We start from the raw sequence: 14,355 nt of genomic DNA on the forward strand, positions 1-14,355 counted from the left end.
TCATCTTATCAAGATAGACACGCGATATTTATTATTTCTAATGTGTGCTTATTTTGGTCTTTAACAATTTATATAACGCTGAGGGCCGCTTTAAAGTGCATCTATAAAAATAAATATGCCCTCACTGAATCTATTAACGATATTCCATTGAATTGATATGTGAGTGAACAACATGCCTAATAAAGAGTTTTTCTACCAACCCCTTTATCCTTTATCTGAGGATAAGACTGAATATTACCAATTAACGGATAAATATGTTTCTGTAGAATCCTTCGCAGGTAAGGATATATTAAAAATTGAGCCAGAGGCATTAACCGTGCTTGCCCAACAGGCTATTCATGATTCTCAATTTTTCCTAAGAACTGCACACCAAAAACAAGTTGCCGCCATCTTGTCTGATCCTGAAGCGAGTGAAAATGACAAATACGTGGCTTTACAACTCTTACGTAACGCTGAAATCTCAGCGAAAGGTATTTTGCCAAACTGCCAAGATACTGGCACAACGACGATTGTTGCTAAAAAAGGCCAACAGGTTTGGACTGACTGTAATGATGCCGAGCTATTATCTCGTGGTGTTTATCATGTTTTCCGCCAAGAAAACTTACGCTTTTCACAAAATGCCGCCTTAGATATGTATACAGAAGTCAATACAGGTACTAACTTACCTGCTCAAATTGATATTTTTGCTACCGAGGGGGATGAATACCATTTCTTGTTTGTTAATAAAGGCGCAGGATCAGCCAATAAATCGGCACTATTTCAAGAAACCAAAACGATTTTAGAACCAAACAAGCTAACAGCATTTCTTATCGAAAAAATGAAGGCATTAGGAACCACTGCTTGCCCTCCATACCATATCGCCTTTGTGATTGGTGGTACTTCAGCAGAAGCAACATTAAAAGCAGCCAAGCTTGCTTCAACGAAATATTATGACAATCTGCCTACATCCGGTAATGAACACGGCCAAGCATTTCGAGACATTGAATTAGAAAACACCCTACTTGAAGCAACTCGTCATTTTGGTTTTGGTGCACAATTTGGTGGTAAATATTTTGCGCATGATGTCAGAGTCATACGCTTACCTCGTCATGGAGGCTCCTGCCCAATTGGCTTGGCCATTTCATGTTCTTCTGACCGTAATATCAAAGCCAAAATCAATAAACAGGGTTTATGGATTGAAAAAATGGAGCAGAACCCAGCCCAATATATCCCTGAATCTTTACGCCAACATAATGAAGCTAAAGTGGTTCACATCGACCTCAATCAACCGATGAAAGCTATCTTAGCAGAGCTCAGTAAGCACCCTGTTTCAACCCGTGTTTCACTCAGCGGCCCACTCATTATTGCTCGTGACATTGCCCATATGAAACTGAAAGAGCGCTTAGATAAGGGTGAGGAACTACCACAATATTTTAAAGATCATATGGTTTATTACGCGGGTCCTGCTAAAAAACCAGAAAGTAAAGTTTCTGGCTCTTTAGGCCCCACAACGGCGAATCGCATGGATCCGTATGTCGATTTATTCCAATCCCACGGTGGTAGCATGCTCATGCTGGCAAAAGGTAATCGCACCCAAGTGGTTACTGATGCTTGCAAAAAATACGGAGGATTCTATTTAGGCAGTATTGGTGGTTCAGCAGCAATTTTAGCGCAAGAGTATGTAAAAAGTTTAAGTTGCCTTGAATACCCTGAATTGGGAATGGAAGCCGTCTGGAAAATGGAAGTTGAAGGATTGCCAGCCTTTATTTTAGTTGATGATAAAGGCAATAATTTCTTCGAACAGGTACAAGACCAAACATGTAAAAAGTGTATTAAATAATCAAAAAAATAACGGCGACCTACTCTATGGTCGCCGTTTTTGATGCGATAAATAAACAGGTATCGTCGCTAATAATAATTTATTCGTACAACTGTTGAGGCATTAAATTTCCCCGTATTTACTGTTGGCGCAACTTTTTTAATTGATGCTGTATAATTACGTGTTACTGAAGTGCTGCCTGTCGCTAACGTACCGAAAAACTGGAAATAGTTGAACTTCATTCGATTATTTTTATCGTCAAAGAGCGTTAAGTTTGTACCATTTTTCAAGTCAATCGCATATTCTCCATTAAGCTGTTCAGTCGTTTCAAAATTAATATTCATTGAGAAATTATCTAAACAACCTCTTTTCACCGCTTGTACTTGGAATTGTTTTTTAAATTCTTTCCCTTGGTTAAGATCCGTTACCATTAATTGCCCAAAATCAATTTGTTGTGATTCTGGAAACACTTTAATATCGGCTCCGCATTTCAAAAAACGGATCCCACGTAATCCTGAAATTGAATATCTTAGGTTTTTAGCTCCAGGCGTAGTATTAATCCCCCCACTGCCATCAAATTGGAAAACCGTAAATTGGTTATCCCCATTATAATTCCCCGATGGTGGAACGACCCCCGTCACTTTAATATACAGAGTGAAAGTCACAGTGACCGTCACACTTTGGCCTTTACGAATAGGATTTGTGCCTAAATTGACACGCTGCTGATTTCTTTCTAACTGTTCCCCCTTGTAATTCGCCCCCAACAATAGCCCTGCACCAATCTTTTGGGAGGTCGGGTTAAAATACATATGAACAACGTCAACCGCGTTACCTAATACGTTATTGCAATAAACGGTCACCGTCATTGGGTCTGATTGCCAGATAATAGTATTTGCTGGTGTATCTGCTGGAATGGCTAATTGTCCAACAGGAACCGGAGGTTTAATAACATCACCTGTACCATATTCCACGCAATCTAATGCAAATGCTTTTGTGCTAAAAAATACCAATAACAATAAAAGCGATAATCCACTGTGCTTAATAAATCTGTGTATCATGAGTTATACACCTTATTAAAGATAGGCAATGCTCAACATAATTTGTGCTTTGATATTACCTATGGTTAAGTCTTTCCGAGGAAGGTAGCTTTCTAACATTGAGTAAAGTGTAATTTGCTGATTATCATCGAAATAAATAGAGTAATTGCGATATTCTCCATTAGGTACAATATTGCCATTTTTATCCATTAATCGGATGCCATATCCTTCTAATATCGTCTTGCCGCCAAATAAATCACGGTCTGAGCTTTTTGTTGGCTCAGAAATAAACATTAGCCGAACAACCGGTTTTCTATCATCACGATTAAAAGAGGGAAAAATGCAATCATCAAATTTTAACTTGATCTCTTGCTTAGGGCTTCTATCCCCTATTTCATTAAAGAAATTCAGAGAAATTGGTCCTAAATCAATATTTTGATCCAATGAAGAAAAACTGATCTTACAAGGCAATGAAATGACTTGCCCCGTAAAATTAAGATCGCCCTTCATCATGCTGCTATCGGCATAAACCCAGCTACTTAGCAGCAAAGAAATACAAAGGCTTATTGATATATAACAATTTCTCATTGCCAGCACCTATTTACTTTCGTTAGCCAACTGACAAACAGACGCAGCACATTGGTAAGTCAACATTTTCATACCACCATAATCATCCATATAACCTGTATATAATTGCTTAAATGGCGTTGTAGGAACTGTGACACTTTCCTTTGACATTGGAGCAATCATAACGCTTTCAAAATCAGGAAAATTATTGGTCGTGTTGCTACTTAAATACCCCAAAGTCACATAATATTTAGTTGGGTTTTCAATCAATAAACGGTTACCGGAATGAGTATATTTCAATTCTTTCGCCCAAACTTTATCGCTATTATTTTCAATTTGAGCTGGTCGATAGAACATTTTTAAGCGACTTTGAATTGCAATTTGCACCACGTTTTCTTTATTTGAAACTGGCGGGATCTCTCGGACATTCAGATAAAATAGCGATTCTCTGTCTTGGGGCAATTTATCTATTGCCTCCGTCTTAATAATTTTTATTTGGTTTTTCGTATTTGGCTCAACTCGCTGCATCGGAGGCAGCACCGTAAAAGGCTCTGCAATCTTATTTCCCTTATCATCTTCCATCCATGACTGAGCAAGATAAGGTAATGTTTTACTTTGGTTATTAATAACTAAACTGACTGATTTATCCTGACCGGGAAAAATGATCCGTGTGCGATCGATATTGATTGCGGCAAATGCGGTTTGCACACTGATAAACACGAATGAAAGGCAAACAGTGCCTTTATATAATTTATTCATAACAATTTCCTTTAAAGGCAGGGGATCAAAACTTTACTTTGTTCTTTTCCAGAAAAATTGGTAAAACTTAATTGGCATTGTTCATTTCCACCCGCCCACTTAACGGTATATTTCTCAGTAGGAGTAATCCCTGTTAAATACACAATCCCATTATCAGCAATAATGCCGACCTCTCTCCCTGAGTTGGCTTCTATAACACTGGTGCCTAATGGCGGATATTTCCCATTTCCCATACGAATAATGGCTAATATACGTTTTCCCTGATTGGCTCGAATGGTTTGATAACCTATCGCGCCCTCCGTCAAAGTCTTACCAATAATGTTGTCGTTGACATCAACATCATCAGGTAACGTATTCATATCGATATACACATCTGAATTAGAGAAACTATTTAAATTAGTCGCGACACCGATACCAAAGCGATTAGTCACCGACTGGCCATTATCAATAGAAATTCCTGCAACATCACCACTATCAATGACTACCCGAGGTTCATTACTAGTACCATTACGATGAAGCGCCGCACCATATTTCGTGGCCGTCATGGAGCCGTACCAACTTCCGCCGAAGGCTCGATAAGCATTCACATTTTCAGTCGCATTGAGATTTAATACACCATAAGCCGATGAGTACTGATAACTACCACTGATACTAGGCTCCATTCGGCCAAGTTGACGTTTATCGCCCCCAGCACGTAAGCTCCAATAGTTGTTGTTAATGTTTTCACTGTAATACGCGACTGATTGATTTAACTCTTTGCCATCATTCGCATATTGCTGGTCATAGCTGATAGAGGCACCACTTTCTAGCGGAATAGAGAGTGATAAATACGCTTGGTTATCATCCGTTTCTTGGTACTTTATTTTATTTAATGACAATGTTGCTGACATATTTCTGATATTACCAAGGTTAAATATTTTGCTCAGACTCATGCCAAATGTCGTGGTTGATTCACTATTCCAAAATTGGTGGTGAGACGCATTAAGATATAAGGTGGCATCCAATAAACTGATATATTGGTTAAAGGATGCGGTATACACATTTTTATCTCGCCTAAAATCCAACATACCGTTTGCAGCATCAATGTATTGCGGCATGGTTAAAAATGCTTTATCCGAGAACTTATAACCCGCAAAGGTGATCTGTGAGTTAGTGGATTCAAATCGTTTAGAATAATTTAAGCGGTAGCTATTTCCTGAATAAGTCCCCAAATTATTTAACTTCGCCTTAGCGCGTGTAATATCAAATGAAAGAGCGCCGAACTGGTTCATGTTTTGCCCAATACCAACGTTAATGGCTTGATATTCGTTGTTATTAAGCGTGGCAATCACTCCCCCGAATAAGGATGTACGACTAAAAAGGCCATAAGAGGCTTCACCTGCAATAAACCGCGGTTTAGTACGTTGTGAACGGCCAAATGGGCTAGATTCCCCCACTGAAAGCTTATATAAAAATTGCCCCTGCCGCGTTAAAAAAGGCAGCGATGCCGCGGTGACTTGATACTGTGTTTGGCTGCCATCTTCCTCTTGAATGGTGACATCTAACGTACCTTGTACCGCCTCGGTGATGTCCTGAATATTAAAAGGCCCTGGTGCAACACGAGCTTGTTTAATCACACGCCCATTTTGAGTAATAGTGACCATTGCATTCGTTTTGGCAATTCCTGAAATTTGTGGCGCATAACCACGCATCGAAGGGGGTAACATGCGAGTATCACTAAAAATCGACGCGCCAACAAAACGAAAACTGTCAAAGAGCTCCGTTCTTAAATATGACTCTCCTAATAAAATTTTTGCCCCTAATTCAGGGAAGGCTCTAAAGGCATAAAATTGCGTCCAATCAAATCGTTGGTTTGTTTTACCTTGTGAGCGATTATATTGATATTGATAGTCAGCACGGAAACGCCACGCACCTAAATTCACCCCCGTCGTTCCGTTGCTACTGGCGCTAAAGGTTTCATTGCTATTTTTTGGCGCAGAATAGTTAGTAAATAGATTGTAGTCTATTAATAAACCTGCAATTCCATTATCCCATTGCGATGGTGGCACCCAGTAAGGGTCATCATATTCCAACCAAGCTTGAGGGATTGAAAATAGAATATTTTGGTTTGCTTTATCGAAAACATAATTTATGTTCATTGATTTAGGCAATTCAATACACTGATTACGCTTATCCTGTAATATTTTATTCCTAATGCTCGTTTTTAAGGAAAAAAGCTCTATCATTTCAGGCGTAATACAGAGTGCTGAAGTGTCTTTATTAACTTCAATAAACTTAATGAAATATTGTCCAGATAACTTACGACCATTTAATGTAATGTCTGTAAGATATTCACCTGCAGGTACAAAATCTGGATTGGAAAATTGACTGAGATCGATGTTGTCTCTATCTTTTGCATCAATAATATTCATATTAAACTCTATTGCATTAGATACACTTGATACCGACAGTGTAAGAAAAATAGAGAATAATAATTTATTCATATTTGGTTGAAGCGACAAAAACATGATAATCCCAGTCAAATAGATAAACTAATCAAAACAAGGGGAAAAGCAACAGGCAAATAAATGCCTGTTACTGATATGTACTCAAAATAATTCACATTTTATCTAAATAACAAACGGAATAGCTTTTACCACTATCAAGAGTAATAAAACTCATTAAGCCATTACATTCTTAATAAAGAATAAAATAACTTTAAGTATAATGTGAAAAATTATAGGTAATTTAAGGCATAAGTTGCTTGAGAAATAATACTACCTGTTTCTACCTTATTACCATTTGCTTCAACGCGTGCGCTAAATGTTAATTTATTCGCACCATTCACCAGTGGCATTTCAACGCTGGTATCCCCAACTTTCATGACTGCACCGTCTGCGTTAATTAGGCGAACGCCAACACCTTTCGATGTTCCCGTGTTAGCCAATAAATCCTTTTTCGTGGTATCTGGAGTACCAGAGAATGTCACTTTCACTTTACTGACCGCAGGGAAAAGCACTTTGTCGTCTGCACCCGTCACCGCAGCCAGATCACAATTCTCTAATGCAATAGTGTACTGAACGCTTTGGCTAAATTTATTGCCCGTTTCTAATACTTTATTCGCGACTTGACCTAAATCGACATTAACTGTTCCATCGCCAGGTAAACTGCACGGTGCATTAATGACTTTACCTGTAAAGTTAATAACACCACTTCCTTGGTCAATAGCTGCATTTGCAACTCCAGTAGCACATGAAGCAACAATAGTTGTAGCTAATATGGTTTTAACAAATTTCATTTCATTTTCCTATTTAAGACAAAAGACTAACGTACATAAACTCCCTAACGATAAAAATCGTTAGGCAGAAATTTATTATTATGTTGTGGCTGAGGAAGGCTATGAAGTAGTAATATGAAGTTTATAGATAATGATTAACTACCATATGATTCACAAGGTTATTTTTAATTTCATTGTCATTTATTAATTCAACACGACCTTCTATTGAAAAGATTTCATCGTTAAAAAAACAGATCAAATCGGTTTCAAGTGCTTTAGCCAAACTAAGAAGATTATCTAATGTAATATTACATTCACCCCTTTCATAGCGTGAAACTTGCTGTTGACTGATACCAACTAATCCAGCAAGTTCAGCACCTGAAAGCCCTAATTCTTTTCTTCTTTTGCGAATTTCTTTACCAACGATCTGGTTTACATTTTTCATTTATTAAGACCCGACCTAATTTAAAATAGTCAATAATGACATGGATAAAGCAATAAAAGCTCATTTGTTTATTATTATTATTTTAATTTATCCCTACTTAAGAAATAGAGATAATCGTAAAGGTCTAATTTGGAGTGATTATAGAACGCATTGCTCGAAAGTAAAACTGTTTGTAACGATCGATACGATCAATCAAATTAGACAAAACCTATCAAAAACATCTATTAAAAAAAAGAATAATGCCTCAATAAACCTATTCATATTTTATTATGTTTTTATTATCCCCCTAAAATAATAAATCTATTTTAAACGGATGATATTTAACATTAATTCATTTTACCCCCCACCGTTGTAAACATAGAAAAGAATAGAATATTAATAACGAATTAAGAGTACTAACCAACTATACTCAATAATGCTTTTTTATTGTTGAAATATAAGAATAATTTATAAAATATATTCAAAAATTCAAATTTAATCATTCTTTTTAGATTCTAATTATTTTACCATCGCCAGTGGTTTATTTATTTTATCTTATGTGAACAAGTAAAAAATTTAGTAGCAAAATCATACTCGGTATAGGAGTATAAAATATGTTAAACATCCGCTTTATTGCTCTTATTTGCATTTTAACTTCCTTTAGTAGGGGTTAGGTGGTTTTCAATCGTTACATTTGATACAAAGTAAACTTATTAGTAGTTTTTACTAATACCCTCTCTTGTGAAAAAATATATAACCCCTTATAATCAACAACATATAGTTTTTACTAAGTGTAACAAAGTAATATTGAATGTTTCTATTTGCTGTAATAGCTATATTTGGCTGACGTTAAATAGCACAAAAAGACTATTCGTTATCAACCATCAATAAGCTCAAAAAACGTTAATCCTGAGTTTATTAGATAGTTTGACTTAAAACCTAAAAATTGATAGAGAGAATAGAGAGATATAAAACAATCTATTCTTAAGCTAGCACTAATGCTAACGTTCTTTGAAATATTTTTTTATCGATGCCTTTACAGATAAAGCAACAAAAAATCCAATAGCTTTGGCCGTCTTATAGAGTGAAATACTATGCTTCTAAATAAGATTGGAGTAAAAATTGGCTGATCATTTTTCACTATCATGGAAAATAAATCGCTATTTTGTGCGGAAGCCATTTAATAACCATTGGTTATCGAATAAGAGAATATCTCATTATACCTAGCTCAAATTATATGGTGTTATCTACTCATCGTAAGAGAGGAGATACCCTATGTCGACACCAATTCGAGTCGCCACCGTACAATTCCAACATAAAGCCTCTGATAAGGCTTATAACCTAAAACAGATCCATGCATTTATCGATCAGGCCGCATCTCAAGATGTGCAAATACTTGTGCTGCCAGAAATGTGCATTACAGGTTATTGGCACGTGCCTAAGCTGCCTAGCGAAGCTGTCTATCAGCTCAGTGAAACTTTACATGATAGCCCATCATTAACACCTATCCGCCAACGTGCAAAAGAGCTTAATATGATCATTGGCGTGGGGTTAATTGAAAAAGGCTTAGATGATAAATGCTATAATACTTGGGTTGCTTGTATGCCTGATGGCACGTATCACGCCCATCGGAAATTACATGCCTTTGAGCATCCAAGTATTCATTCAGGCGATAGCTACACTGTGTTTGATACGCCGTGGGGAGTGAAAGCAGGGATCTTAATATGTTGGGATAATAATTTAGTCGAGAACCCACGAGCAACCGCATTAATGGGAGCTGATATTATTTTAGCACCACACCAAACGGGGGGAACTCATTCCCGTAGCCCATACAGCATGAAGCCAATTCCTCTTCCTTTATGGGAGAACCGAGAAAAAGATCCTGAAGCATTACGAGAAGCCTTTCAAGGGGAGCATGGTCGTGGCTGGTTAATGCGTTGGTTACCTGCTCGCGCCCATGATAATGGCGTCTTTTACATTTTCAGTAATGGCGTTGGTTTAGATGACGATGAAGTCCGTACAGGTAATGCCATGATCATCGACCCATATGGTCGTATTATCAACGAAAGCGGTGCTATTGATAATGATATGGTGATCGCCGAGCTAGACTTAAGCTTACTTCCAATGTCAACTGGTCGCCGCTGGATGTCAGGCCGTCGCCCTGAGTTGTATAATATTTTGACAAAAACAATGGGTTATGAGCGTGATGCGCGAAGTGTGCGATTTGCTGATAAGCCTGTCGCAATTTCAAAATAACAACAGCACATTTCCTTAAATGGATAATATACTTGTAGAGACGCCATTCAGGGTCTCTACAAGTTAACATGACTGATAAATTTACTGATGAGGCGTAATGGATACCCGATTATTACGTGCTTTTGTTGTTTTAGCTGACACGGCAAACTACCATACGGCTGCATCCCAATTGTGTATCACCCAACCCGCACTAACGAAGCAGATTAAACTGTTAGAGCAACAGCTCTCAATAACGTTATTTGAACGAGGTCGACATGGTGCACAACTGACTGAAAATGGTCGTAAGCTGCTCCCTTTTGCGCAACAAGTATTATCTCAAGCTGAGCTACTTTTGAACCGAGCAAGCGAATTGAGTACCCAATTCCCGAAATCTATTCATGTTGGATTTGGCATATCAACGTTCCAAGAAGCCTCTTTTTTCGTTGCGCGTTTGCGAGAACATTTAAAACAGACAACGATTTACTTTGATGATATGCCGTCAGATATCATGTCGCAAAAATTAGAAAATCACCAATTACAGGTTGCATTTTTACGCCGTCCTGAAATTGCATTTTCTACAGATTTTACAGTGCACCCGTTAAAACAAGAGACCTTGGCTCTCGCCATTTCGACATCACAACTCAGTGATGACCCCGTGAAACAGCTATTAATAAAGCACCCTTATTTATCGCTGCGTAAAGAAAGAGGTAGCGGACTATCACATCAAATCGAACGGTTCCTGGGCCAACAGGGGATCTCATTAGAGCCGGTACAAGAGGCTAGCGATATTCAAACCATCATCGCACTGGTTGCCGCTGGTGTGGGAGTCAGTTTAGTTCCTTATAGTTCAAGGCATATTAGCCGCCACGATGTGGCTTTTATCCCCATTGAAGACAGCCCATCGGCTATGTGGAATATTGATGTAGTTTGGTCATTAGCACTGCCTAAGCCTTGGCAAAATACCATTATGACACTACTTAAAGAAACTATGCTTCGTTTCAATCATAGCCCGAGTCTAAAATAATACTATTTAGTGATTGCTATGGTCATGTCAGGCTTCTTAATCGTAATTCCATAAAGGAAAGCGCATTCGCTTTCCTTTATTATTCGTCGCTATGCTTACCTATCAACCACAATATTTTTATTGACGATATTATCACTGCGGTTCCCCACCATCTGAGCGAACTTTTCGATAGGATCTGTTTTTAGTGCATACAATCTTTTTAATGCCAATGGGTTATCCCCTAAGCGTACTTTGCCTTGTATAGTCGTTACAGCAAGGTGCATTCCTGCTTGTTTTGCTGCGTTCATTGCCGTTTGGTTAAAACCACCAAATGGATAGGCTAAATAACGTTGCTCACGGGTAAATGGTTGTAAAGCATGCATAGAGCGTTGGAAATCTAAGAAAATAGTATGCTCTTTGCGACTAAAAATAACAGGGTTTTTACGAGCATCTAGCTTATGTAAGAAATGCGTGTGTGACTGAATATTAAACACATCTTGGCTACTTTTAATTTCCTGCTTACTCATAAATTGCAAACCATCTGCCGACCACTTTTGCGGCACACTTTTAATACGCGAAGAAATAACGAACAATGTGGCCTGTTGATGGTTATTTTTTAAAATTGGATACGCGTAGCGATAAACCGATTTCAAGCCATCATCAAACGTCAACACCACCGATTTAGCAGGCAAATTAACCGATTTATCTAAATATCCCTCAAGATCAGATAATGACAGTGTTTGGTAACCCGCCTGCTTCAAGTAATCCATTTGGGCGCGAAATGCCTCGACAGAAGTGGTCGTCGATGTATGCTGAAATTTTTTATTCTCACTTTCTTTGAGTAAGTGATGATAAGTGAGAACCGGTATCCCTTTGTCTATCTCAACCTCATCTGATTTGATATACCCTAAGCGGTCACCTAAGCGAATGGTTAACCAAGCTGTTTTTTCACCATTTTTTTCTGTTTTGATCATCCGATCCAACACGGGATAACGCAAATTACCAAATAGCATCGCGATTGGCTGGCTATTTGCTTTTGCTGAGCGATAGACTAATGTGTTTTGTGTCGTGATCAGATAATTGTAGATAGGGTTATTTAAGTCATTTAACCTATCGTCTTCCGGTTTTAAGCGTGGTTTTAAAGGTGATACTTCTTCTGTGTTCACATAAGCATAATCATTACCAAACTGCATAGGTCGATAATCACCAGCAGGCTCATACATATAGAAACCATGTTCAGAATAAAGCTCGGCGACGGCTTTCATTTCCCCAGCAATAGGCGCAAAAATCGTCTCATTCTGTTTAATCTGCATGAGTGTTGGTGGGGTATCAGCCAATTGCCAATCTTCTGTACTTTGTGGCGGTGTTAGAGCAAATGATTTTGGGATCAATAAAAAAATGAAAATAACAAATAATATCCACGACTGATTACGCATACTCTACCCATAATAACGACCAGAGAAAAAAACCGGCTTATTCTAAACCGACTCAATAGCTATTATCCCTATACTTTACAAAAAATAATTTATCTAAATAAGATGATGACGAGAGATAACACACTCAGTGTATTCTCATCATTGTCTCAATTCGTATAACGAATAACCAATTTTTAGTGGAGGGGGCGATAGTGGTGGGTCGTATTCGCTATGTTGATATAGCCCTTTCATTCAGGGCTATACCACAAATTTAATCATATTTAACGATAGAAAATTGCCTTTTCAGCCGCTTTCACATCAAGCGATTGCTGCCAATTCACTAACGTCAAATGGGCAAGTTCCGCGAGTCCGACATAGAAAGGAAAATGGGCATCTGCCTGCATTTTATTAAGATAGTGCACACCCCAAGGCAATATGTGTTGAGCCAACAGTTCATTGAGTTTGGCAGGGTTATTTTCTGCCACCCATGCGACCATCATTAATAATAAGCCAAAGTGATCTTCTGGTTCATTTTGCGTTAAACAAATATCAATCTGGTTATGTTGCATCCACTCGCGTAGTTGCAATGTTGATTCACCAAAAATCACATTCTCTTTATCGAGCCAAACAGATCCCCAAGGTGGTGCTGGTAACGCATATGGGCCTATAAATAGCCGCTGATATGCGTCATCCAATGTTTCATTATCTGTCTGTATTATTGCCATTTTATCGGCGATCGCCTGCTTTTGCTCCTCAGAGCCATACGGCCACTCTTCCGCCCATTGTGGCGTTGATAGCAATGCGATAATGTCTTGGATATCATTCGGTGCATAATAAAAGGCAGCACCGAGTACGCGTGCTGTCAAAGAGATAGAATTTAAAGTTTGTTCACTCATGGTGTATTTTATTCGCTTATTATTCGATACTTAACGGCTGTTTGCCTTGATTTAACCACAAATAGTTTAAAAGGCTTAGCAGTAAATCACTAAGCCTTCTTCTCAGTTTAATTAACCGCCATACCAACGGTCATATGTAGGCCGTAAAAAACACCACGCCCCACGATTTCACCTGCGAGCACGAATAAAAAACCGATCCCCATATTAATCACAGAAGGGTTACGTTTTGCCACTAATGGCATTATCCAACAACCTAACCCCATTGCGATGGCAACGATTTTAATATCCATGAGTATTCCATAATCTGGCACTAGGTCGACCGCTTTTTGTACGGGTGTTTCTATACTTGCCAAATCAAAGCCTTGGGTGATTGCCACACATACACTGACGAGTAATGCAACCACACTCAATGCAGGAATACGGCGAATACATTGCAAATCAAACCCAGCGATACGTAACAACAGTGCAGCTAAGATTGGGCCACCAAGGAATGCCGTTAAGACAAAATTTAGGGTGGTATAGCTGTTATTCCAAGTTGGAACAGTATCAATCAGGTAAACGCGAGATGTTGCAACAATAAAGACTGCTGCCATGACCATCACGACTAATAGCCATAATTTGCCGAGTGCCGCTGGCATTTTATTAAGCACCGCCAGAAGCCAGTAAAAACCGCCCAAGGCAAAAAACAGCGCCCCACTCGCTACCTCATTACTCAGTGATGATGCCCCTAAGCGATTAAATGAGTTGAAAGCGCGTAACGGTGTTCCCATATGTGTCGTGGATAATAGGAAGCCTATCCCCATCAATAGCCACAAACCAAACATGCTGTAATGCACTTTACGGTTAAGCTCTGTTGACAGTTTTCCACTGAGTATCACCGCTGCCATAAAAATAAAAGCACCCGCCACGCTTTGGCCTATCACCGTGAAAAACATCAATGGCCATTCATGAATTCCCGATCCCAT

Annotated in this window: 12 protein-coding genes; 3 read left to right on the forward strand and 9 right to left on the reverse strand. The window is 38.6% G+C overall.

What is annotated here, in order from left to right; genetic code table 11:
* Positions 1-172: 172 nt before the first annotated feature.
* Positions 173-1,819 carry a fumarate hydratase gene (locus PR709_RS17925; RefSeq protein WP_004917343.1) on the forward strand — a complete coding sequence of 549 codons (1,647 nt, stop codon included), beginning with the start codon at positions 173-175 and terminating at the stop codon, positions 1,817-1,819.
* Between the two features lie 68 nt (positions 1,820-1,887).
* Here the strand turns inward: PR709_RS17925 and PR709_RS17930 are convergent, their stop codons facing one another.
* The 6 genes from PR709_RS17930 to PR709_RS17955 form a co-directional block, all read right to left on the reverse strand.
* Positions 1,888-2,856: a fimbrial protein gene (locus PR709_RS17930; protein WP_004917347.1), complete on the reverse strand. Its 969-nt coding sequence runs from the start codon at positions 2,854-2,856 to the stop codon at positions 1,888-1,890.
* Between the two features lie 15 nt (positions 2,857-2,871).
* Positions 2,872-3,423 carry a fimbrial protein gene (locus PR709_RS17935; protein WP_014657408.1) on the reverse strand — a complete coding sequence of 184 codons (552 nt, stop codon included), beginning with the start codon at positions 3,421-3,423 and terminating at the stop codon, positions 2,872-2,874.
* Positions 3,424-3,432: 9 nt separating this feature from the next.
* Positions 3,433-4,161, reverse strand: a complete 729-nt coding sequence (locus PR709_RS17940) for a fimbrial biogenesis chaperone (protein ID WP_004917351.1) — start codon at positions 4,159-4,161, stop codon at positions 3,433-3,435.
* Positions 4,162-4,172: 11 nt separating this feature from the next.
* Positions 4,173-6,572 (reverse strand): fimbria/pilus outer membrane usher protein, encoded by a 2,400-nt coding sequence (locus PR709_RS17945; RefSeq protein ID WP_272571074.1) that lies wholly within the window; start codon positions 6,570-6,572, stop codon positions 4,173-4,175.
* A gap of 305 nt (positions 6,573-6,877) precedes the next feature.
* The gene (locus PR709_RS17950; RefSeq protein ID WP_004917353.1) at positions 6,878-7,438 is read right to left on the reverse strand and encodes a fimbrial protein; all 561 of its coding nucleotides are present in this window, start codon (positions 7,436-7,438) and stop codon (positions 6,878-6,880) included.
* 121 nt (positions 7,439-7,559) lie between these two features.
* Positions 7,560-7,862, reverse strand: coding sequence for a helix-turn-helix domain-containing protein (locus tag PR709_RS17955; RefSeq protein ID WP_004917356.1), 303 nt, complete (start codon positions 7,860-7,862; stop codon positions 7,560-7,562).
* A 1,254-nt stretch (positions 7,863-9,116) separates the two neighbouring features.
* Here PR709_RS17955 and PR709_RS17960 point away from each other — a divergent pair.
* Both PR709_RS17960 and PR709_RS17965 read left to right on the forward strand, forming a co-directional pair.
* Positions 9,117-10,097: a nitrilase family protein gene (locus PR709_RS17960; protein ID WP_272571075.1), complete on the forward strand. Its 981-nt coding sequence runs from the start codon at positions 9,117-9,119 to the stop codon at positions 10,095-10,097.
* Between the two features lie 97 nt (positions 10,098-10,194).
* A complete protein-coding gene (locus PR709_RS17965; RefSeq protein ID WP_004917362.1) occupies positions 10,195-11,100 on the forward strand; it encodes a LysR family transcriptional regulator in 906 nt (301 codons plus the stop codon).
* Between the two features lie 95 nt (positions 11,101-11,195).
* Here PR709_RS17965 and PR709_RS17970 read toward each other — a convergent pair whose 3' ends face one another.
* The 3 genes from PR709_RS17970 to PR709_RS17980 form a co-directional block, all read right to left on the reverse strand.
* Entirely contained in the window at positions 11,196-12,515 is a 1,320-nt protein-coding gene (locus PR709_RS17970; RefSeq protein WP_004917363.1) for a polysaccharide deacetylase family protein, read from the reverse strand.
* A gap of 260 nt (positions 12,516-12,775) precedes the next feature.
* On the reverse strand, positions 12,776-13,390 hold the full coding sequence (gene dmsD, locus PR709_RS17975; protein WP_004917365.1) for a Tat proofreading chaperone DmsD: 615 nt from the start codon (positions 13,388-13,390) through the stop codon (positions 12,776-12,778).
* Positions 13,391-13,497: 107 nt separating this feature from the next.
* Complete coding sequence (locus PR709_RS17980; RefSeq protein WP_014657405.1) at positions 13,498-14,355, reverse strand: DmsC/YnfH family molybdoenzyme membrane anchor subunit; 858 nt, start codon at positions 14,353-14,355, stop codon at positions 13,498-13,500.

Source organism: Providencia sp. PROV267 (assembly GCF_028477825.1).
GTDB classification, from domain to species: Bacteria; Pseudomonadota; Gammaproteobacteria; order Enterobacterales; family Enterobacteriaceae; genus Providencia; species Providencia stuartii.

Bases quoted from the DNA above. Each gene is read 5' to 3' on its own strand.
- PR709_RS17925 (WP_004917343.1), top strand. From the start codon at position 173: ATGCCTAATAAAGAGTTTTTCTACCAACCCCTTTATCCTTTATCTGAG.
- PR709_RS17930 (WP_004917347.1), bottom strand. From the start codon at position 2,856: ATGATACACAGATTTATTAAGCACAGTGGATTATCGCTTTTATTGTTA.
- PR709_RS17935 (WP_014657408.1), bottom strand. From the start codon at position 3,423: ATGAGAAATTGTTATATATCAATAAGCCTTTGTATTTCTTTGCTGCTA.
- PR709_RS17940 (WP_004917351.1), bottom strand. From the start codon at position 4,161: ATGAATAAATTATATAAAGGCACTGTTTGCCTTTCATTCGTGTTTATC.
- PR709_RS17945 (WP_272571074.1), bottom strand. From the start codon at position 6,572: ATGAATATTATTGATGCAAAAGATAGAGACAACATCGATCTCAGTCAA.
- PR709_RS17950 (WP_004917353.1), bottom strand. From the start codon at position 7,438: ATGAAATTTGTTAAAACCATATTAGCTACAACTATTGTTGCTTCATGT.
- PR709_RS17955 (WP_004917356.1), bottom strand. From the start codon at position 7,862: ATGAAAAATGTAAACCAGATCGTTGGTAAAGAAATTCGCAAAAGAAGA.
- PR709_RS17960 (WP_272571075.1), top strand. From the start codon at position 9,117: ATGTCGACACCAATTCGAGTCGCCACCGTACAATTCCAACATAAAGCC.
- PR709_RS17965 (WP_004917362.1), top strand. From the start codon at position 10,195: ATGGATACCCGATTATTACGTGCTTTTGTTGTTTTAGCTGACACGGCA.
- PR709_RS17970 (WP_004917363.1), bottom strand. From the start codon at position 12,515: ATGCGTAATCAGTCGTGGATATTATTTGTTATTTTCATTTTTTTATTG.
- dmsD (WP_004917365.1), bottom strand. From the start codon at position 13,390: ATGAGTGAACAAACTTTAAATTCTATCTCTTTGACAGCACGCGTACTC.
- PR709_RS17980 (WP_014657405.1), bottom strand. From the start codon at position 14,355: ATGGGATCGGGAATTCATGAATGGCCATTGATGTTTTTCACGGTGATA.